At 60.5% G+C, this 20,449-nt stretch carries 16 protein-coding genes and 1 pseudogene; 2 read left to right on the forward strand and 15 right to left on the reverse strand.

All coding sequences use genetic code 11. From position 1 onward, the window contains the following. The first annotated feature begins 1 nt into the window (after position 1). Positions 2-1,867 carry a TRAP transporter large permease gene (locus tag BS627_RS20700; RefSeq protein ID WP_077985048.1) on the forward strand — a complete coding sequence of 622 codons (1,866 nt, stop codon included), beginning with the start codon at positions 2-4 and terminating at the stop codon, positions 1,865-1,867. A 146-nt stretch (positions 1,868-2,013) separates the two neighbouring features. Here BS627_RS20700 and BS627_RS20705 read toward each other — a convergent pair whose 3' ends face one another. Beyond that, positions 2,014-3,111 carry a TRAP transporter substrate-binding protein gene (locus BS627_RS20705; RefSeq protein WP_077985049.1) on the reverse strand — a complete coding sequence of 366 codons (1,098 nt, stop codon included), beginning with the start codon at positions 3,109-3,111 and terminating at the stop codon, positions 2,014-2,016. Positions 3,112-3,415: 304 nt separating this feature from the next. On the opposite strand from BS627_RS20705, the gene BS627_RS20710 reads away from it, so the two are divergent. Beyond that, positions 3,416-4,171 carry a gamma-glutamyl-gamma-aminobutyrate hydrolase family protein gene (locus BS627_RS20710; RefSeq protein WP_077985050.1) on the forward strand — a complete coding sequence of 252 codons (756 nt, stop codon included), beginning with the start codon at positions 3,416-3,418 and terminating at the stop codon, positions 4,169-4,171. Between the two features lie 80 nt (positions 4,172-4,251). Here BS627_RS20710 and BS627_RS20715 read toward each other — a convergent pair whose 3' ends face one another. From BS627_RS20715 to BS627_RS20785, 14 genes and pseudogenes are all read right to left on the reverse strand, one after another. Then, the gene (locus BS627_RS20715; RefSeq protein WP_077985051.1) at positions 4,252-5,283 is read right to left on the reverse strand and encodes an ABC transporter permease; all 1,032 of its coding nucleotides are present in this window, start codon (positions 5,281-5,283) and stop codon (positions 4,252-4,254) included. A gap of 32 nt (positions 5,284-5,315) precedes the next feature. Next, positions 5,316-6,857, reverse strand: coding sequence for a sugar ABC transporter ATP-binding protein (locus BS627_RS20720; protein WP_077985052.1), 1,542 nt, complete (start codon positions 6,855-6,857; stop codon positions 5,316-5,318). 1 nt (position 6,858) lies between these two features. Then, positions 6,859-7,047 carry a hypothetical protein gene (locus BS627_RS20725; RefSeq protein ID WP_077985053.1) on the reverse strand — a complete coding sequence of 63 codons (189 nt, stop codon included), beginning with the start codon at positions 7,045-7,047 and terminating at the stop codon, positions 6,859-6,861. Positions 7,048-7,095: 48 nt separating this feature from the next. Further along, positions 7,096-8,025 (reverse strand): sugar ABC transporter substrate-binding protein, encoded by a 930-nt coding sequence (locus BS627_RS20730; protein WP_077985054.1) that lies wholly within the window; start codon positions 8,023-8,025, stop codon positions 7,096-7,098. 340 nt (positions 8,026-8,365) lie between these two features. Continuing rightward, positions 8,366-8,740, reverse strand: a pseudogene (locus BS627_RS20740) (LysR substrate-binding domain-containing protein); the annotation flags it as partial. 13 nt (positions 8,741-8,753) lie between these two features. Then, positions 8,754-9,698: an isoaspartyl peptidase/L-asparaginase family protein gene (locus BS627_RS20745; protein ID WP_077985055.1), complete on the reverse strand. Its 945-nt coding sequence runs from the start codon at positions 9,696-9,698 to the stop codon at positions 8,754-8,756. Between the two features lie 45 nt (positions 9,699-9,743). Further along, positions 9,744-11,282 (reverse strand): hydantoinase/oxoprolinase N-terminal domain-containing protein, encoded by a 1,539-nt coding sequence (locus tag BS627_RS20750; RefSeq protein WP_077985056.1) that lies wholly within the window; start codon positions 11,280-11,282, stop codon positions 9,744-9,746. Further along, the gene (locus BS627_RS20755) at positions 11,279-12,355 is read right to left on the reverse strand and encodes a DUF917 domain-containing protein (RefSeq protein WP_077985057.1); all 1,077 of its coding nucleotides are present in this window, start codon (positions 12,353-12,355) and stop codon (positions 11,279-11,281) included. The genes BS627_RS20750 and BS627_RS20755 overlap by 4 nt, the downstream gene beginning before the upstream one ends. Before the next feature lie 117 nt (positions 12,356-12,472). After that, complete coding sequence (locus BS627_RS20760) at positions 12,473-14,068, reverse strand: ABC transporter substrate-binding protein (RefSeq protein ID WP_165691341.1); 1,596 nt, start codon at positions 14,066-14,068, stop codon at positions 12,473-12,475. A 43-nt stretch (positions 14,069-14,111) separates the two neighbouring features. After that, positions 14,112-15,245, reverse strand: coding sequence for a DUF917 domain-containing protein (locus tag BS627_RS20765; RefSeq protein WP_004438394.1), 1,134 nt, complete (start codon positions 15,243-15,245; stop codon positions 14,112-14,114). After that, positions 15,238-16,794, reverse strand: a complete 1,557-nt coding sequence (locus BS627_RS20770) for a hydantoinase/oxoprolinase N-terminal domain-containing protein (protein ID WP_077985305.1) — start codon at positions 16,792-16,794, stop codon at positions 15,238-15,240. Before BS627_RS20770 ends, BS627_RS20765 begins: the two co-directional genes overlap by 8 nt. Before the next feature lie 17 nt (positions 16,795-16,811). After that, positions 16,812-18,458, reverse strand: a complete 1,647-nt coding sequence (locus BS627_RS20775) for an ATP-binding cassette domain-containing protein (protein WP_077985059.1) — start codon at positions 18,456-18,458, stop codon at positions 16,812-16,814. 4 nt (positions 18,459-18,462) lie between these two features. Next, positions 18,463-19,344: an ABC transporter permease gene (locus tag BS627_RS20780; protein ID WP_077985060.1), complete on the reverse strand. Its 882-nt coding sequence runs from the start codon at positions 19,342-19,344 to the stop codon at positions 18,463-18,465. Next, a complete protein-coding gene (locus tag BS627_RS20785; protein WP_077985061.1) occupies positions 19,344-20,372 on the reverse strand; it encodes an ABC transporter permease in 1,029 nt (342 codons plus the stop codon). Before BS627_RS20785 ends, BS627_RS20780 begins: the two co-directional genes overlap by 1 nt. Positions 20,373-20,449: the final 77 nt, after the last annotated feature.

A 20,449-nucleotide genomic window follows, 5' to 3' on the forward strand; every position in this document is an offset into this window, starting at 1 on the left:
CATGATAGATCTGATTGCGCATAACCTGCCGCTGGTGATGTTCAGCAGCGTGATGCTGCTGCTGCTGCTGGGTTACCCTGTCGCCTTCACGCTTGCCGCCGGCGGCCTCATTTATTTCGTGCTTGGCGTGGAGCTTTCATGGATTTCCCCTGAAATCCGCCTCTTCTGGCCGCTGCTGCAATCCCATCCCGAACGAATCTACGGCATCATGTATAATGATACGTTGCTGTCGATCCCGTTTTTTACGTTCATGGGCATCATTCTTGAGCGATCCCGCATGGCGGAAGATCTTCTCGATACGATAGGACAATTATTCGGCCCGATCCGCGGCGGCCTCGCCTATGCGGTCATTCTCGTCGGCGCGCTGCTGGGAGCCACCACCGGCGTTGTGGCGGCTTCCGTGATGGCCATGGGGCTCATCTCGCTGCCGATCATGATGCGATACGGTTATAATCGCCCCCTCGTCGCGGGTACGATCGCCGCCTCGGGCACTCTTGCGCAGATTGTCCCCCCGTCCCTCGTCCTGATCGTCATGGCGGACCAGCTCGGCCGCTCCGTCGGCGACATGTATGTCGGCGCTCTTTATCCCGCTCTTTTGATCATCGCGAGCTATTGCGCCTATATTTTCGCAGTCTCCATTTTCAAACCGTCGCTCGTCCCTGCCCTTCCGAAAGAAGCGCGCACGCTCGGCAACGGCGTGACCTCGCTTTTCGTGATGATCGCCGTTTCGGTGGCGCTCTATTTCATAGGAATGCACCTCCTTTTCACGGGCATGGCCAGTCCGGAGTGGCGACTGGTCGCTGCACTCGCCTTCGCCGTCTTCACGGTTTATCTGGTTGCGCTTTTTAACAGCGTCGCAAGCAGGAAGGTCATTTCCCGCCTCGCCGAACAGGTCATTATCGTTCTGGTGCCGCCGCTGGCGCTCATCTTCCTTGTGCTCGGCACCATCTTCCTCGGCATCGCGACGCCAACAGAAGGCGGCGCAATGGGCGCGACCGGGGCGCTGATCCTCGCACTTGCCAAGGGCAGGCTTTCGCTTGCGACGATCAAGAATGCGCTGGATGCGACGACGAAGCTTTCTGCCTTCGTCATGATGATCCTCATCGGCGCCCGCGTCTTCGGCCTTACGTTCTATGGTATCAACGGCAATGTCTGGATCGAGGAACTGTTGCTTGCCCTGCCCGGCGGCGAATACGGCTTCCTGGTCGTGGTCACGATCATTATTTTCATTCTCGGCTGTTTTCTCGACTTCTTCGAAATCGCCTTTATCATGGTCCCGTTGCTGGCACCGGTCGCGGACAAGCTCGGGATCGATCTCGTCTGGTTCGGCATCATTCTCGGCATCAATCTGCAAACCTCGTTCCTGACACCGCCCTTCGGTTTCTCGCTGTTCTTCCTGCGCTCCATCGCCCCGAACGCCGCATGGGTGGATAAGGTGACAGGCAAAAAAATGCCTGGTGTAAAAACGACGGAGATCTACAGGGGCGTCTTGCCCTATATCGTCATCCAGTTCGTGATGATCCTTGTCGTCATCGCATTCCCCGGCCTGGTGCTGACCTATAAGAGCGGCCATACCAGCGTCGATCCCAATAGCGTCAAGATCGAGATACCCGGTGGCCCGGGAGGCAGCGGCCTGTCCCTGCCACCGCTTGGCGGCGGCGGCACATCTCCGCAGCAGCCATCCATGGGCTTGCCGCCGCTCAATCTCGGGGGCCCCGCGGCGGCGCCGTCGGGTCAGGAAAGCGGTGCGCCGACCTCACCGCCCTCCCTTGGCCTGCCGCCCCTAAACCTGGGTGGACCGCAACCCCAGCAGCCTGCGCAGAATAGCCAGCCCGATCTCAGCCAACCGCCGAAGATCGGACCGTAACGGCGCGGCGCGGCATCAATAGGGACGTCGTCCGAAGCCGCGCCCCCTTGAAAACCCCACCTTGGAACCATTGCAACAAAGACACAAAAAGCCCCGGAGACCGAAATCTCCGGGGCTTTTTGCCCGGTCCGCCTTTTACCGAAAGATCACAGCTTTCCGTTGCGCTGCTGAATCATCATGAACGTGTCAAATGTATATTCCGCAAGCTGCATCCAGAGATAACCCTCGCGCTTGAAGGCCACCTGATCCTCATAAATCTTCTTGAAATCAGGGTTGGTAGCCGAGATGCCAGCATAAACTTCCAGCGCCGCCTTGTAGCAGGCCTCAAGAATTTCCTGGCTGAACGGCCGCAGCACAGCTCCCTCGGCCACCAGCTGTCGCACGGCGGTCGGGTTCTTGGCGTCGTATTTCGCCATCATGCTGGTGTTGGCGAAAGCGCAGGCATCCTGCAACGCAGCCTGATAATTCTTCGGCAGGTTGTTCCATTTTTCCAGATTGACGAAGGAATGGATGACCGGACCGCCTTCCCAGAAGGCCGGGTAATAATAATATTTGGCCACCTTGTAGAAACCGAGCTTGTGGTCGTCATAAGGACCGACCCATTCCGCCGCGTCGATGGTGCCTTTTTCCAGTGCTGGATAAATGTCGCCGCCGGCGATCTGCTGCGGCACCACGCCCAGCTTTTCCACCACCTTGCCGGCGAGACCGGCAATGCGCATCTTTACGCCCTTGAAATCGTCGACGGTGTTGATTTCCTTGCGGAACCAGCCGCCCATCTGGGCGCCGGTATTGCCCGCAATCATGCCATAGAGATTGTGCTTGGCGTAAAACTCGTTGAGCAGCTTGTTGCCGTTGCCTTCATAGAACCATGAATTGGTCAGGCGGGCATTGAGGCCGAAAGGTATCGCCGTGCCGATGGCGAAGGTCGGATCCTTGCCGACGTAATAATATGAGCAGGTGTGGCACATTTCCACCGTGCCGGAAGACACCGCATCGGCGGCCTGCAGGCCGGGCACGATTTCGCCGGCGGCGAAGGTTTGAATGGTGAAATTACCGTCGGTTGCGGCTGCAACATGCTTGGCAATATCTTCCGCGCCACCATAGATCGTGTCCAGCGATTTCGGAAACGACGACGTCAGGCGCCATGTGATTTTGGTATTCTGCTGTGCAATGGCGGGCGCAGCCAGAGCTGCCGTTGCAGCTCCCGCAAGCGCGCCCTTTTTGATAAAGGAACGGCGATCCATCTATATCCTCCCAGATATGAACGCTGCCCGCAGCTTTGAATTCCCCTCGGTGCTGTTCAGGCATCGCAGCAAAGTAAGCACGGTTACGACCCGGCTGACAAGCACCCGCACCAAGAATTAATCGCAGAAATACCGGCCTTTCCGGGATTCTTCGGGAACTTTTCTTCGCATTTTATTTTCAACTGAAATATCCCGGCATCGCCTTATACTTTAGGCGCATAAAGACCCTCCGGAACGCAAAACGTATGCTTGACTTGACCCTCCGGCAGTCGCACAAATTTCGAAGATTCGTCCCGGAGCCACCATGCCAAAACCCATTATCGCCGTTCCCGCAGACATCCGGCATTTCACCGGAGCCGACTGGCACGCCGCGCAGAACCAGTATGTTTCCGCTGCACTGAAAGTCGCTGGCGTCATGTCCTTCATCGTCCCGGCCTTCGAGGACGGGAACGAGGTCGACGCCATTCTCGACAGGGTGGATGGCCTGCTCGTGTCCGGCTCCGCCACCAATGTCCACCCTTCCCTTTACGGAAAAGAAGCGCAGGAGAGCGACGGCCCCTTCGATCAGGCCCGCGACGCAACCAGCCTGCCGCTCATCCGCCACGCCATCGAACGCGGCATCCCGATGCTGGCCATCTGCCGCGGCATTCAGGAGCTGAACGTCGCGCTTGGCGGTACGCTCGCTTCCGAAATTCAGGAACAGCCCGGCATATGGGATCACCGAAAACCGGAGCATGACGACCGCGACGTGGCCTTCGCCATCCGCCAGCCGGTGCATGTGCGCGAAGGCTCCTGCATTGCGCAGCATCTTGGCATGTCGGGCGAAATCCAGATCAATTCGCTGCACCGGCAGGCAATCGCCGAGACCGCGCCACGCCTGCAGGTGGAGGCGACAGCCGCGGACGGCACCATCGAGGCCGTATCCGTCATCGACGCCAACGGATTTGCCGTCGGCGTGCAATGGCATCCGGAATATTGGGCTGAGACGGATGCGCCCTCCCGGGCGCTGTTCGAGGCCTTCGGCAAGGCGGTCCACGACTATCGCAACAGCAAGGCATAATCCGCCATTAATCCCCCCGGCTCATAAGAACATAAAAAAAGGGCAAGCCCGAAGGCCTGCCCCAAGTCTGGGAGGAGGATTTAGCGCTTTGCGCGTTTCTTCTGTCGGTAGACGTCGGCAACGACCGCAGCCACGATGATCAGGCCCTTGACGATTTCCTGGTAATAGGCGTCCACCCGAAGGAAGGTGAAGCCCGACGTCATGACGCCGAGGATGATGGTGCCGATCACCGTTCCGGTGATCCGGCCGGCGCCGCCGGCGAGCGATGTGCCACCGATGACGGCTGCGGCAATGGCGTCGAGTTCATACATCACGCCCATGCCGGCCTGCGCCGTCTGTGCGCGGGCGGCGGTGACAACACCGGCAAGACCGGCGAGCATGCCAGCAATGGCATAGACCTTGATCAGATGCGCTTCGATATTAATACCAGACACGCGGGCCGCCTGCTGATTAGCGCCGATAGCGTAAGTGAATTTGCCGTAACGGGTGTAACGTAGCGCCACGTGGAAGATAAGGGCGACGACGAGGAACACTACGACCGGCCAGATGCCCGTGCCGATGAAATTGAAACCATCAGTCAGACCGGAGATCGGTTGGCCCTTCGTATACCACTTGGAAAGACCACGCGCCGTCACCATCATGCCAAGCGTTGCGATGAAAGGCGGGATTTTGGTGCGGGCGATGAGCTGTCCGTTGATGAAACCCGCCAATGTACCGGCCAATATGCCGACCGCGAGCGGTATGAAGAAAGGCAGATCGGTCAAGCCCGGATAAAGCGCCCGCGGCCATGTTGAGGATTGCGCCACGCTGGCGGAGAGCATCGCCGTCAGGCCGACGACGGAACCGGAAGAGAGATCGATACCGCCGGTGATGATGACCTGGGTCACGCCAACCGCGATGATGCCGATCACCGAGACCTGCAGGATCATGATCGTCAGGCGCTGCTGGTTCATGAGGAAGCTCTGGCCGATGAAAATCCAGCCAAGAATTTCATAGACCAGCGCGATGCCGATCAGCACGAAAAAGATATTGGCTTCGGGCGGGATGCGCCGGTGCGGCTTGCGTCCGGATTTTGCGTCCAACTCTGTGTTGGCGGCGGCGTTCGTATTCATAGTTATTCCTCCTCGAGAAATCCCGGCGCGCCTCACCGCGATGCGAGATCCATCACTTTAACCTGCGTGGCTTCACTTCTATCAAGAAACCCCGTCACCCGGCCTTCATGCATGACCATGACGCGGTCGCTCATACCCAGAACCTCCGGCATTTCGGATGAAATCATGATCACGGCGACGCCCTGGCGCGCCATCTCGCAAACCAGCTTGTGGATTTCGGCCTTAGCCCCGACATCGATGCCGCGCGTCGGCTCATCCAGAATGAGAATGCGCGGTTTGGTCAGCATCCAGCGGCCGATCAACACCTTTTGCTGGTTGCCGCCAGACAGGTTCTCGATGCGCTCGTAAAGATGCGGCGTCTTGACCCGGAGCTTGCGGCACATGTCCTCGCAGGCTTCCGAAAGCGCGTTTTCCTGCACGAAACCATTGGCGACATATTTGTCCTGCAGGACGGCGATCTGCATGTTCTCCAGAATGTTCAGGATCAGCAGGCATCCCGTATCCTTGCGATCCTCCGTCAGGAACGCCATGCGGTGACTGATAGCCTTCGTCGGGCTGTCGATCGAAACCGGCTTACCGTCGATTGCAATCGTGCCCTTGGACGCGGGCGTTACACCGAACACCGTTTCCGCAACATTGGAGCGGCCAGATCCGACGAGACCGGCGACGCCGAGAATTTCACCGGCGCGCACCTCGAAGGAAATGTCATGGAAAACGCCGTCGAGCGTGAGATTGTTGACCGAAAGCACAACGTCACCGATCGGAACCTCTTCCTTAGGGAACATCTGGGTGATTTCGCGACCCACCATCATGCGGATGATGTCGTCGCGCGTGACTTCGGTCGACGCATGGGTGCCGATATATTTGCCGTCGCGGAAAACCGAAAACTCATCGGCGATCTCGAACAGTTCGTTCATCTTGTGGGTGATGTAGACGATACCGATGCCGCGTTCCCGGAGATCGCGGATGATGCGGAAGAGATGCTCGACCTCGCGCTCCGTCAGCGCCGATGTCGGCTCGTCCATGATGAGAACATCGGAATCATACGAAACAGCCTTGGCGATCTCGACCATCTGGCGACTTGCCACCGAAAGCTCGCCAACGCGGGTCTCCGGGTCGAGATCGATGCCGAGCCTTTGAAGCAGCGTTTCGGTTCGACGATACATTTCGCCGTGATCGATGAAGCCCAGCCGGTTTTTTGGCTCGCGTCGTATCCAGATGTTTTCCGCCACCGTCATATAGGCCATCAGGTTCAGTTCCTGATGGATCATGGCAATGCCGTTTTCCAGCGCATCGAGCGGAGAATCGAGACGTATGCCGGCGCCTTTCAGGCGAATTTCGCCACTGTCCGGCTGATAAATGCCAGCCAGGATTTTCATCAGCGTCGATTTTCCGGCGCCATTCTCGCCCATCAGCGCATGCACGGTGCCGCGCTTCAGCTTGAACTGCACATCATCGAGCGCCACGACGCCGGGAAATTCCTTGCGTATGCCTTCCGCCGCGAGAAGATACTCCGCATTCGGCACGGCTCCGCTGGCGCGCACGGCGGCCATTGTCGATGGACTGACGACCATCTCACCCTCCACAATAGACAAAAATGACCGGAAACAGGCTTTGCCAGACGGCACACCTTGCCTCCGGGGAGGCTTGCAGCGCCATGCCGACCACGACATGAAAGCGCTGCAACACTTTGAATTGACTGAAATTCAATCGTAATCCGCTCACGCACCGAAACTTGTCTTCGATGGCGTCGGAAACCGGCATCTGCCTCCAATATCAATCTGAACGGGCGCAGATGCCGGAAGGCGGCCGTTAGTTCTTGGCCACGTAGTCCTTGACGTTTTCAGGCGTGACGAGCTGGAACGGAATGTAGACCTTCTTCTCCACCTTGTCGCCCTTGGCGAGCTTCAACGCAGCATCGAGCGCACCCTTGCCCTGGCCTGCCGCATCCTGGAACACCGTCACATCCAGATCGCCCGCCTGCATGGCGGCAAGGGCGTCCTGCGTGGCGTCAACACCGGCAACGACATAGCTCTTCATATCCTTGCCTGCGGCCTTCAGGGCCTGGATCGCGCCAATCGCCATTTCATCGTTGTTGGCGATGACGGCGTTAAATTCGATGCCGCTGGAGAGCCAGTTGGTCACGAGGTCGGAACCCTGCGTACGCTGCCAGTTTGCGGTCTGCTCTTCAACAACCGAAATGCCCTTGCATTCGTCTGTCATCAGAACGTCTTTCGCAGACTGCGTGCGCATGCGCGCCGCCTGGTTGGAAAGCTCGCCCATCATGATGACCGCATTGCCCTTGCCACCGAGAAGGCGGCAAACTTCTTTCGCTTCAAGCGTGCCGGCAACCGTTTCGTCGGAGGCAACGAATGCCTGGCCGTCCGGCAGGCTATCAACGTTCACCGGCTGGCGGTTGACGTAAACCAGCGGAATCTTGGCGTCGGCGGCGAGCTTCGACATGGCCGCTGTCGCATCCGTATCAACCGGATTGACGATAATCGCATCGACCTTGGACGCGATGAAATTCTGGATCTGGCTCTGCTGCTTGGCGACGTCGTTCTGCGCGTCCTCGACCTGCAGCGAGACGCCATTCAGTTCCTTGGAATAATCCTGCATGCCGTTGCGCAGCACGGTCAGGAAGTTGTCGTCGAACAGCGCCATCGAGACACCGATGGTCTCCGCGTGGGCCGCTGTGCCGAGAAGCACAGACATGGCTGCGCCGATGATAAATTTCCTCATTGTTTTTCTCCTCCATGGCGTCCGGCGCCGCCTCTCCCAGCCGGAGGCGGACCTTAAAGCCCGCCGCAACCTCCTCACATCAGAAAACGGAATAATGAAACCGAATTTCTGCCTGCCCGATATATTTATTCCATTTTTGGCCTGAACGTCAATGCTTTCTTCGTGACCTTGTTACAGAGCGATGCAAAAGCGAGGCAAAGCCCAGCTTCAGAGGATCATAAGGCGTCCAGAACAGGCCGGTCACGGCGGTGGTGAGCAGGTGGGCGGTGAAAAAGCCGCCGACAAGCCCGTTAAGTGTGAACTTTTTCATTCGGCAACCACACGCGGATCGAAGAGGGGATCGCTGCCGGCCGATCACAATGAGCGGAATGTTTGGGCAGGTCCTTGACGGTGATTTCGTCAAGCGCGGCCAGGGGATGATCCTCCCGGACCACACAGACGCTTTTGCCGGGCGCGAGACGCTCGACATCGATGCCCGGACCGATCTCGCCTTCCATCCGCAGGAAACCGAGATCGATCACCCGTTCGCCGACGAACTTGTTGATGGCGGTCGTCGTTTCAAAAAAGTCTCTATCCGAACGCCGGAAAAATCCCTGACATAATTGATCAGCATGGCGGGCGCGAAATTCTCCCACATGCTGCTCGGCAGGCCGATGCGGACGATTTTCGGGCCAGCCGCGCCATTGCGCAGATCCTCGGCGTCGCCCGTTAGCCGGTATGGTTGCCGGTTACAGTTCCACCTCACAAACCGTGTCGTGGGTGGCCACGCATGCCTCTCCTGATGGCGTCACCCAGCCGCGGAACATGCCGGGGGTATTGTAAGGCGCGGCAATGCCACCTTCGGCATCGATCGCAACGAGACCGGCACCGATCTCATAAGGCGCCAGATCCTTGTGGACGAGATTGCCGGCGGCGGTTTCCAGATCCTGCCCGAGATAGGCGACGCGGGACGCAATCTCGTGGCCGACGACATAGCGGATGAAAAACTCGCCCTTGCCGGTGCCGGAAACGGCGCAGGCACCATCACGCGCATAGGTGCCGGCCCCGATCACCGGGCTGTCGCCAACCCGCCCCTCCGGCTTGTTGGTGTAACCGCCGGTGGAGGTGGCGGCGGCGAGATGCCCCGCCGCATCGAGCGCCACAGCCCCGACGGTTCCGTGCTTTTCGTTTTCCGTCGCTTCGGTACCGGCGGAGGCATGGCGCTTCATCGCTGCCAGTGCCTCAAGGCGTTTTTGCGTGGTGAAATAGGATTGAGGCTCGGTGGCGAGCCCCTTTTCCTTTGCGAAGCAGTCGGCCGCCTCCCCCGTCAGATAGACGGCACGCTCATCCGCCATCAGCGCGCGGGCCGCCTTTACCGGGTTGCGAATGGCGCGGGAGGCGCTGATCGCGCCCGCCGCCAGCGTCGCGCCGTCCATGATCGAGGCATCGAGTTCATGAATGCCGTTTTCGTTGAGCGCCGCCCCGTGACCGGCATTGAAATGCGGACTGTCCTCCATGACGACGACCGCCGCCTCAACCGCTTCAAGCGCGGTTCCGCCAGCCTTCAGCACGCCATAACCGGCGCGTAGCGCCGCTGCCAGATCGTCGCGCGCGGCAGCCCACTCCCCGGCCGTCATGCTGTCTTCCGGCATCACGCCGCAACCACCGTGAATGGCCAGTGCGATCTTCGTCATGTGCTCACTCCCTCGTCGCCCCGCCAGCGGCAGGGCCTCTTCCCGTCAATGAAAGGCGATATCGCCGATGACCCGCACGCGCACCCTGCGAGCGCCGCCAGGCAGATAGGCGATCGGAATATCCTCCACCTCAAGCGTCTTGAGGCTTGCCCGCTCCGCGCCAGACGCGACCGCCGCGTTCTGCGCCTCGGTCTCGGCTTTCGCAAGTGCTTCGTCCCGGCTCAGGCCGGAAAAGACCTGATCGACTTCGCCGGAAACCTGCGCCATCGCCGCGCCGAGCGCATTGGCGACGCCAGCATTTTCCACGCGCAGCACTTCCGACGCTCCAGGAACCCGCTCGGGGATAAGGAACGCCCCGCCGCCGACGGCAATGAGCGGCACATCCTCGGCCGAGGTCTTCATCTGGTCGAAGCTGTCCGCCACCATGTCACGGATGCGTTGAAGTGTGGCCTGCACGAATGCCGGATCAAGGTCTTTTACACGGTCGCGGTCACCCATCTCGATCAGGCCTGCGGCCACCGCAATATCCGATGTCGTCAGCGTCTCACCGCCGAAAACACGGGCTTCCGTCAGAATGCGGTAACCGACCGAGCGCGGACCGATCTTGCCCGTCTCAGGGTCGACGATGGTGCCGCCGCCGAGCGCAATCGGCAGAAGATCGGGCATACGGAAGAGCGTGCGCACCCCACCGATATGAACGATATTGTTCGCCTCCCGTGGAAAACCGCCGACAAGGCAGCCGATATCGGAAGTGGTGCCGCCAACATCCACCACCATGGCATCGGAAAGCCCGGTGAGGAAGGCTGCCCCGCGCATCGAGTTGGTCGGGCCGGAAGCGAAGCTGTGTACGGGGTTCGCAGCCGCGACATCCGCGAGCGCCACGGTGCCGTCATTCTGGGTCAGATAAAACGGCGCCTTCACACCGGCTTCGCGCAGCGCATCCGAAAATGCCTGCACCGTGGTCTTGCCGAGCGTTTGCAGCGCTGCGTTCAGCAGGGCCACATTCTCCCGCTCCAGAAGCCCGATACGGCCAAGCGTATGGGAGAGCGTGATGCGTGCATCGGGAATGACTGAACGGACGATTTCCGCCGCCCGCACCTCGCACTCCGTCGTCAACGGCGAGAAAGTCGCCGAAATGGCGATGGAGGTGATGCCCGCATCGCGAATTTTCATCGCCGCTTCGCGGATTTCATCGGGAACCATGGGCACCAGCGGACTGCCGTCATACTCATGGCCGCCATGGACCATGAAGATCAGCGGATCGACGGCATCGCGCAGATCCCCAGGCCAGTCGCACATGGGCGGAAGCGAGGAACCGGTGGGCAACGCGATGCGGATCGCCGCAACCCGCTCCAGCCGGGCGCGCTCCACCACCGCATTGGTGAAATGGGTGGTGCCGATCATCACCGCATCAATCGGCCGGTCCGCAGCGCCTACGTGGCCCGCCACATGAGCGAGCGCCGACTTTACGCCGGAGAGGACATCCTGCGTGGTTGGAACCTTGATGGACGCGACGATGGTGTCTCCATCGATCAAAACGGCATCCGTATTGGTGCCGCCAACGTCAATACCGATGCGTTTCATGGGAATACCGATCTGAAATCAATGTCATAACCGAAGGCGCGCGGGCCGACAGCGGCGATGCCGGCAGGTGTCGTCAAAAGTTCCGGCGCAGGCAGGGCGACAACCGTGACGCGCTGGCCGTAGCGCACCGATTCCGTACCGATGGCGCCGCCGGAAACCGTATCGAGAAGGCAGAGCAGGTCCGGCGTCATGGCGACCGGCTGGCCATCGCGGAAAGCGACCGCCCATTCGTTCTGGAAGGCCAGCTCCATGCGCGAACCGCGGTCGGCATCGACGCCTTCAATGGTCGTGCTGCCGCGCAGGAAACCACCCGTGGTCTCACGGGCCACATCAACCACTTTGCCGCGGAACAGTTGCTTGCCGCCCTCATGGTCGAGAACCGCCTGAACTGGATCGTCATGACGCGCACGCGCCTCCATCACCGCGCGTCCAAGTTTTGTCGCCTGGGTGACAGTGTAATGAATGCCCCATTCCTTCACTTCCTTGCCGGTGCGCGGCGCCTTGCAGGTGGCGGCGGTTGAGCCGACTTCCGTGCAGACCTTGCGCGAGATGCGCTCCATCCATTTCCACGAAGCCGCGCGCGTCACGATAACCTCATTGTCGCGCACATCGACCAGCGACAGCGGAAACATCGGCAGGTTGCCGATGGCGAAGGATGTCATCTGCGCTTCCGGATAGGCCCGTCCCATGGCATCGGCATTAACGACCGGCCGGTCGAGCACGGCGGCGGCGAGGAAGGATGACAGCGCATTGGAACCGCCGATCTCCACGCTCATGATCGCCCGGAACGGCTTGCCGAGATAATCCTCCATCACCTCGACGGCGCGGGCAAGATGCACGGGGTCCCCCAGCCGTTCCTGACCGACAAGCGGCGCACCCATCTTGGAGACGACGGCAACCATATCGTCATCGGCGAGCGACATGGGATCCATGACCTTCACCCGTCTGCCCTCGGCATAAAGACGGCGCAGGTTGAGCGTCGATATATAGGGATTGCCTCCCCCACCGGTTCCAAGAATCCAGGCGCCGGTGGCCAGAGGTTCGATATCGTCTTCGGAAAATTCCTGGATCATGCGTCATCCTCGGGCATGCCGTAGCCTTTCCGGCCGCAGGCGATGCTCCTTCCCTTTGAAGTTCCAAGTCTGGCCAACCCCGCCGTCTGGGCGGGGCCGGTTTTCATGAGGTGAAGATCACTCCGCCTTGCAGTCCCAATGGAAGTTGGAGAAGTTCAGGTCCCAGCTCTGCATGGGAATGAACTCGTAACCCTGAAGGCACTTGTTCGCCGCATAACGGCGGTTCGGCGCAACGGCCCAGACGTCAGGCTGAAGATCAACGATCTTCGTCTGCAGTTCCTTGTAGGTGGCGTTCTGCTCGTTGACATCGGTGGTGGCGCGAACCTTGTCGATCAGCCCGTCGATTTCCGCATTCTGCAACCATTCCATCGACATCCAGGTGCCGGATGCCTTGGAGTGATACTGGTTGTAGAACATCGCATCCGGCGACGGATAGGTCGGCGAAATATTCACCTGCGTCGATGCCGGCGTCGTTTCCGGCTTGGAAGAAAGCTCGACGATGCGGTTCCACGGCTCCGGCTTGATATCGAGCGTGATTCCGATCTGCTCGAGGCTGGATTGCAGAAGCAGCGCCACTTCGGCCTCAAAGGCGAGCGACGCGACGTAGCTGTTGACGAGCGTGATCTTCTGGCCGGCATATTTCGACTTCGCCAGCTCTTCCTTGGCTTTTTCCAGATCGTAAACGCCGGGCTGGATATCGCCATTATGCGCGTCCTTGAACGCGTCGGAAAGCGGACCCGTCATATCGAAGCCCGGATAGATCACTTCCTGGATCGTCTTGTAGTCGGTCGCATAGGCGATGGCGCGGCGCACATGAACGTCGTCGGTCGGATAGACCTTGGTGTTGAGCTTGATGACGAAACCGCCGGCGGTGCGGGTCTGGATCAGCTTGTAACCCTTCATGCGGCCGATGGATTCATAGGTGTCGTTGCCAAGCCCGTGTGAGGACAGGCCGAGTTCGCCCTTTTCCGCCAGTGCCTTGACGGTCGCGTCGTCGCTGGTCTGCACGAAGCGCACTTCATCGATCGGCTTGCCCTTGGTCCAGCCGAGGAAATAATCGGCATTGCGGGCGATGACCATATCGGCGGAACGATTGTAGCTGACCAGCTTGTAGGGGCCGGAACCGGCGGAATGTTCGCCGACATAGGCCTCACCCCATTTGTCTTCGGGCTTGGCATTGCCCTCGATCAGCGTCTTGTTCATCGCCATCATCAACGGCGTCGCCGCCATGAAGGGCGAGAACTGGCGCTCGATCTTCATGACCAGCGTGGCATCGTCAGGCGCGGTGACGTTTTCGGGCTTCAGCACGCCGACGATGAGGTTCGACGGCCCCTTGTTGATACCGAGCAGGCGCTGGATCGACCAGGCAAGATCGGCAGCCTTCACCGCCGTGCCATCCTGGAATTTCGCATCGTCGCGCAGGTGGAAGGTGTAAGTCAGGCCGTCCTCGGAAATCTCCCAGGATTTCGCCAGATGCGGCACGATTTCGCCCTTGGCGTTCACCGTGGTCAGACCGTCATACATGTTCACGATGGCCATGTAGCCGGTGTAGTCGGTCACTTTCGCCGGGTCGAGCGAGCTGAATATCTGCATGGTGTTGACCGCCACCGACACCTTGTCTTCCGCAAAGGATGCGGAAGAGACAAGCGGCAACGTAAGCGCCGTGCCGAGTGCCAGCGCGGCGAGACGGGAAGAAACTACAGGCATTTTCATTATCGTTCTCCTCTTTATTGCGGGTCATTGGCCCCGCTTATGGTTAGGCAGCCTTGCTGACCGGAACGGGCAGCGGTGAGAAAGGAATGTCGGGGTAACCGAAGGCCGCCGGCCCGACGACTTCGAGCGCACGGGCGCTGCGCAGCAGGTCGTGGCAGGGGATGGCGATGACGGCCACACGCTGGCCGTAGCGCAGCACTTCGGTAGTGATCGGGTAACCCGTGTCGACATCGAGCAGGACAATCAGGTCGGGGACCGTCACTTCCACCTTGCCATCACGGGAAAACAGCAGAAATTCGTTCTGGATGGCGACGCCCGCCGTCTGGCCGGCGCAATCGTCGAAGCCGGACAGCGTGAGATCGCCGACCGCGAAACCACCGCGCAGATGGCGCTTCAGATCGGTGATCTTGCCGTTGAAGATGCGCCGCCCGCCTTCGAGCGCGCAGACCGCGGCAATCGGGTCTTCCTGCTGCTTGCGGGCTCGGATCACGGCCTCGCCGATGGCAATCGCCTTGGTGTAGGTTTTCGGAATGCCGTACTGGTGCACATAATGCGCCTGCATCGGTGCGGTCGCCAGCATCGCGCCGCCACCCTGCGAGACGACGCAGGCGCGCGCCATGCGCTCGTGCCAGACCTCGGAAACGGCATGGCTGAAGATGACGGCATTGCCGTGCAGATCGCACATCACCGATGGCGTGGAACTATGACCGTAAATGGAGAAGGTGGTCATCTGCATTTCCGGGAATGCCCGGCCCATGCCGTCGCAATCGAGGATTGGCAGGCCACCCAGCGCCGCCGTTACCAGCGGGTTCATGGAGTTGGAGCCACCGATTTCCTCGCAGACGATGGCGTCTACCGGCGTGCGGATCAGCTCTTCCATCGCGCGCAGGCAGCGCAGGCCTTCGCGGCCTTCACGAATGCGCTCTACTCCGACAACAGGTGCGCCGATGCCGCCGATGGACATGCACAGCGCGTCCGGCTCGATTGCGTCGGTCGCGAGGATCTTCATTTCGTACCCGGCTTTCATGGCTTCCAGCGCCAGCAACTTGCCGAGATAAGGATTGCCGCCGCCGCCCGTGCCGAGAATGCCGGCACCGATTTCCAGCGCGTCGAGATCTTCACGGGTCAGCGTCCGCAATGCCGCTTCGTCATATTTCAGCTTGCGCGTCTCAGCCATGATTGGCTCCCATTTCTCCAACAACTTTCACATGAATGCGGGTGGCATTGCCGGGCAGGTAGGCAAGCGGCATATCCTCGCGCTCGATGACCTCAAGCGTTTCGGGAATCGCACCAGCGGCAATCGCCTTTTCCCGGGCCTCCGCTTCTGCCTCTGCCAGCGCGCTCTCGCGCGTGCGCCCGTCCACCAGAGAAAAGACCCGGTCGGTCTCGCCGCTGATCTGCGCAATCGCCGCACCGACAGCATTCGCCACCGCGAAATTCTCGGGCCGGATGACCTCAAGATCACCGATGCGATCCGGCATCAGGATAGAACCGCCGCCGACGGCGATCACGGGCACCGGCGACGACGAGATGCGGCTGCGTTCCACGCAGGCCTCAAGCATGTCGTTGATCTTGTCGACCGCCGCATCCACCAGTTTTTTGTCGAGGCTGGAGACCAGCTTTTTCTCCCCAACGTCCGCCTTGCCGGAGGCAACCGCGATATCGGTCGCTGTCAGCGTCGAGCCACCGAAGCAGAGCGCCTCGCGACGGACGCGATAACCGACGGATTTCGGCCCGACGGTCAGGCCGTGATCGCCATTGACCACGAGCGAACCGCCGCCGAGACCGATGGAGAAAACGTCAGGCATACGGAAATTGGTGCGCACGCCGCCAATATCCACCGTGGTCGAGGCCTGACGCGGGAAACCGTGGGACAGCGAGCCGACGTCGGAGGTGGTGCCGCCCACATCCACGACCACGGCATCCTTGAGACCGGTGAGGAAGGCCGCACCACGCATGGAGTTCGTCGGACCGGACGCGAAGGTGAGCACGGGGAAACCGCGCACCACATCAGCCGCCATCAGCGTGCCGTCGTTCTGGGTGATATAGAACGGGCAGGTAATGCCCGCAGCCTTCAGCGCCACGCCGAAAGCCGCAACCGTGCGGTCGGCCAGCGACAGCAGGCTGGCATTCATGATTGCAGCACTTTCCCGTGCAAGCAGGCCATGCCGGCCGATATCCTTGGACATCACCACCGGCAGACCGGGGCAACGCTCTTGCAGGATTTCTTTCGCCCGCAACTCCATCGCATCGTTGATGCCGCTGAAAACGCAGGTGACGGCAGCCGCCTTCAGGCCCTTGGCGCGGATATCCGCGGCGATGCGAACGATTTCGTCCTCGTCGAGCGGCGAAATTTCGCGGCCGTCGAATTCGTAACCGCCGCGCACCTGATAGCCGTGGTTGCCGACGATTTCCCGGAGGTCATCCGGCCAGTCGACCATCGGCGGCAGGCCGGCGCCGGAGGGCAGGCCGAGACGGATGGCGGCCACCTCGTCCATATGCCGGCGCTCGATCACCGCATTGGTGAAATGCGTGGTGCCGATCATCACGGCGCCGATGCGCGCCCTGTCTATGCCCGACGCCTCGATGACCTTTTCAAGGGCTTCGATGACACCGGATGTCACATCCTCTGTCGTGGAGGCTTTTACCCCCGCCAGAACGGTTTTATCCTGCAACACAACGGCATCGGTATTCGTGCCGCCGACGTCAATTCCAACGCGATACACGTCAGGCTCCTCTTTCATCAATCGGTCGTTTTGACGAGGAAGCGCATGCGCTCTTCCTCGGTCACGGTGGGTTTGAGACGTTCTTCCTCGTCGGTGACGACGGGTATGGCCGCGATCAGGGCGCGGGTGTATGGATGGGCCGGCTCGGCGAAGACCGCCGACGTCACGCCCTCTTCAACAATCTCGCCCCGCAGCATGATGGCGATGCGCGAGCAGAAATTGCGCATCAGCGACAGGTCGTGCGAGATCATCAGATAGGTCAGGCCAAGCTCCTCGCGCAGCTGCAAAAGAAGGTCGATCACCGTCTTCTGGACGGACACATCGAGTGCGGCCGTCGGCTCATCGAGGATGAGGATTTTCGGCTCGGCCGCCAGCGCCCGGGCAATTGCCACACGCTGCTTCTGGCCGCCGGACAGTTCATGCGGATATTTGCCGAGATAGGATTGCGGCAGCCGCACCAGCCCCATCAGTTCCAGCATGCGGTTTTCACGCGCAGGCCCGTCCATGCCGATGGATTTCAGCGGCAGGGCAAGCGTCTGTTTCACCGTACGCTTCGGATTGAGCGAGGTGCCCGGATTTTGATAGACGATTTGCGTCAGCCGCTTGCCGCGCTGAGGTGCTGGAGCGTCGATCACGAGATTGCCGGAGGTCGGGCGCGAAAGGCCCATGATCATGCGCGCAACCGAGGTCTTACCGGAACCGGATTCACCCGCCAGGCCGAAAACCTCGCCCTCGTTCAGGGTCAGGTTCACATCCCGCACGGCGTGATAACCGTTGCGCCTGCCGTAAATCTTGTTCAGCCCTTCAATCGTCACGATGGGCGAGCGCGTGCTTTGCGCCAGATCGGTGACGCGCGGGCCATAAAGCGGAGGCACTGCATCCAGAAGCGAGCGCGTATAGTCCTCGGCAGGCGTATGCAGGATTTGCGTGCAGGGTCCGGTCTCAACGATATCGCCGTGATGCATGACCACGACCCTGTCCGCCACCTTGCGCACGACGCCGAGATTGTGGGTAATCATCAGCAACGCCATGTTTTCTTCGGCAACCAGCTGGTTGATGAGATTGAGAATTTCATCCTGCGTGGTGACGTCGAGCGCCGTGCCGGGCTCATCCGCGATCAGGAGCTTCGGCTGGTGCAGCAGGGCAAGCCCGATCAGAACGCGTTGGCGCATGCCGCCCGAAAGTTCGGACGGATAGGCGTTCATCACCCGTTCGGTATCGGCAAGCTGTACCCGGCGCAGCACCGCCGCGATGCGGTCGCGGCGCTCCGCCTTCGACGAATTGATACCGTCGCGCTTGTCGGCAAAACGCATGACATCATCGAGATGCGTGCCGATTTTGAAGACCGGATTGAAGGAGGAAAGCGGGTCCTGCATGATCAGCGAAAACGCCGTGCCCTTCAGCGCCTCGCGCTCCCTGCGCGGCATGGACAGCACATCCCGGCCATCGATGACGATCGCACCTGATGTGATCGCGGCATTCTTCGGCAGGGTGCCGATGATCGCCTTGGCGGTGACGGACTTGCCCGATCCAGTTTCGCCGATGAGCGCCACGCGCTCACCCGCGGCAACCGTGAAGGCGACATCGCGCAGCACCTGCCGGGTGCGGCCGTAATTGGTGAAGGTGACGTTGAGGTTTTCGACCTTGAGAAGCGGTTCAGTCATGACTTTAGCTTTCCACGTCGAACATGTCGCGCAGGCCGTCGCCCAGCAGATTGAAACCCAGCGTCACGTAAAGCACGGCCGCGCCGGGGCAGAGCACTTCCCACCAGAAATCCGGCATGAACTGGCGCCCGTCGGCGACCATAGATCCAAGATCGGGGGTCGGCGGCTTGACGCCGAAACCGAGGAAGCTCAGCGTCGCACCGAACAGGATGACAAAGGCGGCATCGAGCGTGGTCTTGACCGATATGACCGAAACGCAATTGGGCAGGATTTCGCGAAAAAGAATATGCAGCGGGCCTGCACCGGCAAGACGTGCCGCCTCGATATAGTCTTCCGAAGCGATAGACTTTGACACCGAATAGATCAGCCGTGCATGCCAGGTCCACCATAACAACGTGATCGCGATCATGGCGTTCGTCAGCGTCGGTTCCAGGAGGTTGGAGACCGCGAGCGCCATGACGAGCGGCGGCATGGCCAGCATCACATTCGTCAGGCCGCTGATGAGTTTCTCGGTCCAGCCGCCGAAATAACCGGCAATGAGGCCAAGCACGGTTCCGACTGGCACCGAAATACCGAGCACGCCGATGACGAGAAGCAGCGAGACGCGCAGCCCGAAGATGGTGCGGGAGAAGATATCGCGGCCGGCCTTGTCGGTGCCGAACCAGTGCTCCAGGTCCGGCGGCATATGGCGGGCGCGGAAATCGACGACCGCGCCGATATGTTTGGGATAAGGCGTAAGCCATGGCGCGAAGACCGCCAGTACCAGTACCGACAGAAGGATCAGCGAGCCGATGACCGCTGCCGGATTGCGGCTGAAGCGATACCACATCATGTAACCGGCACTCAGGCCTCGATCGGTGGGTTCGAGCATTTTTATGTCAGCCATCAGCGAGCCTCCTTGCGGCGCAGGCGCGGGTCGATGATCGAGATCAGGACATCCACGATCAGGTTCGCAACGATGAAGAACAGGCCGGCCACCAGCACCACGGCGGTCACTGCGTTGAGGTCTTTCTGCAGGATGGCGTTGAGCCCGTAGGAAGCGAAGCCGCCCCAGGCGAAGACCATCTCAATCACGAAGGCATTGCCGATCAGCGACGCGAATTCGAGCCCCATGATCGTCAGCGGCGCGATGGAAGAAAGCTTCAGCAGGTAACGGAAGATGATGACACGCTCCGGCACGCCAAAGCTTTGCAGGGTCAAAACATGGTCCTTGCGCTGGTTCTCGATCATCGAGGAGCGCGTGATACGGGTGATCTGGCCGATGCCGGCCATGGAGAGCGCAAAGGCCGGCAGCGCGAGATGTTTCAGCGCATCGAGCACGACATCGAAACGCCCGGCCAGCGTCCCGTCGATCAGGATGAAGCCGGTCGGGCCGCCCTGCCAGCCAAGCCCGTGGTCGAGCCTACCGATGATCGGCCAGCCGGAAAGAAAACGGGCGGCCAGCAATTGCAGCGTGATGGCGAAAAGAAAGCTCGGGATCGTCACCCCGGTAAGCGACAGGATGCGGCCGATATGGTCCAGCGGCCGGTCGCGGTAATGCGCCGTAATGACCCCGAGCGGGATAGCCACGGCAAACATGAAGATGACCGAGACCAGTACCAGTTCGACCGTCGCAGGAACGGTCTGTGCCAGATCGGTAGTCACCGGGCGTTGCGACACCAGCGAGAAACCGAGATCGCCATGCAGGGCATTGCCGATATAGTCGAGATATTGGACGGCCAGCGGCTTGTCGAGGCCCATCTCGCCGCGCAACGCATCCACCTGCTCTTGCGTCGCCGCAGGGCCGAGCGCCATGCGCGCGGGATCTCCCGGCACGACGCGGGCGAGCGCGAAAATCATGATGGACAGGGCGATCATGACCAGCACGAAGGTGCCGAGCCTGTTCAAAATCGCGACCAACGGATGTTGCTGCATCGGTGGAACGTTCCTTGTGCATCGGTTGCCTGAGCACAAGTTTTCATCACCAACCCTTTTGAACAATCTAAAAAAGG

This window comes from Agrobacterium salinitolerans (genome assembly GCF_002008225.1).
In the GTDB taxonomy this organism is placed as follows: Bacteria; Pseudomonadota; Alphaproteobacteria; order Rhizobiales; family Rhizobiaceae; genus Agrobacterium; species Agrobacterium salinitolerans.

What these genes read in the sequence shown, in the direction of transcription:
- BS627_RS20700 (WP_077985048.1), top strand. Translation starts at nt 2, where the DNA reads ATGATAGATCTGATTGCGCATAACCTGCCGCTGGTGATGTTCAGCAGC.
- BS627_RS20705 (WP_077985049.1), bottom strand. Translation starts at nt 3,111, where the DNA reads ATGGATCGCCGTTCCTTTATCAAAAAGGGCGCGCTTGCGGGAGCTGCA.
- BS627_RS20710 (WP_077985050.1), top strand. Translation starts at nt 3,416, where the DNA reads ATGCCAAAACCCATTATCGCCGTTCCCGCAGACATCCGGCATTTCACC.
- BS627_RS20715 (WP_077985051.1), bottom strand. Translation starts at nt 5,283, where the DNA reads ATGAATACGAACGCCGCCGCCAACACAGAGTTGGACGCAAAATCCGGA.
- BS627_RS20720 (WP_077985052.1), bottom strand. Translation starts at nt 6,857, where the DNA reads ATGGTCGTCAGTCCATCGACAATGGCCGCCGTGCGCGCCAGCGGAGCC.
- BS627_RS20725 (WP_077985053.1), bottom strand. Translation starts at nt 7,047, where the DNA reads ATGCCGGTTTCCGACGCCATCGAAGACAAGTTTCGGTGCGTGAGCGGA.
- BS627_RS20730 (WP_077985054.1), bottom strand. Translation starts at nt 8,025, where the DNA reads ATGAGGAAATTTATCATCGGCGCAGCCATGTCTGTGCTTCTCGGCACA.
- BS627_RS20745 (WP_077985055.1), bottom strand. Translation starts at nt 9,698, where the DNA reads ATGACGAAGATCGCACTGGCCATTCACGGTGGTTGCGGCGTGATGCCG.
- BS627_RS20750 (WP_077985056.1), bottom strand. Translation starts at nt 11,282, where the DNA reads ATGAAACGCATCGGTATTGACGTTGGCGGCACCAATACGGATGCCGTT.
- BS627_RS20755 (WP_077985057.1), bottom strand. Translation starts at nt 12,355, where the DNA reads ATGATCCAGGAATTTTCCGAAGACGATATCGAACCTCTGGCCACCGGC.
- BS627_RS20760 (WP_165691341.1), bottom strand. Translation starts at nt 14,068, where the DNA reads ATGAAAATGCCTGTAGTTTCTTCCCGTCTCGCCGCGCTGGCACTCGGC.
- BS627_RS20765 (WP_004438394.1), bottom strand. Translation starts at nt 15,245, where the DNA reads ATGGCTGAGACGCGCAAGCTGAAATATGACGAAGCGGCATTGCGGACG.
- BS627_RS20775 (WP_077985059.1), bottom strand. Translation starts at nt 18,458, where the DNA reads ATGACTGAACCGCTTCTCAAGGTCGAAAACCTCAACGTCACCTTCACC.
- BS627_RS20780 (WP_077985060.1), bottom strand. Translation starts at nt 19,344, where the DNA reads ATGGCTGACATAAAAATGCTCGAACCCACCGATCGAGGCCTGAGTGCC.
- BS627_RS20785 (WP_077985061.1), bottom strand. Translation starts at nt 20,372, where the DNA reads ATGCAGCAACATCCGTTGGTCGCGATTTTGAACAGGCTCGGCACCTTC.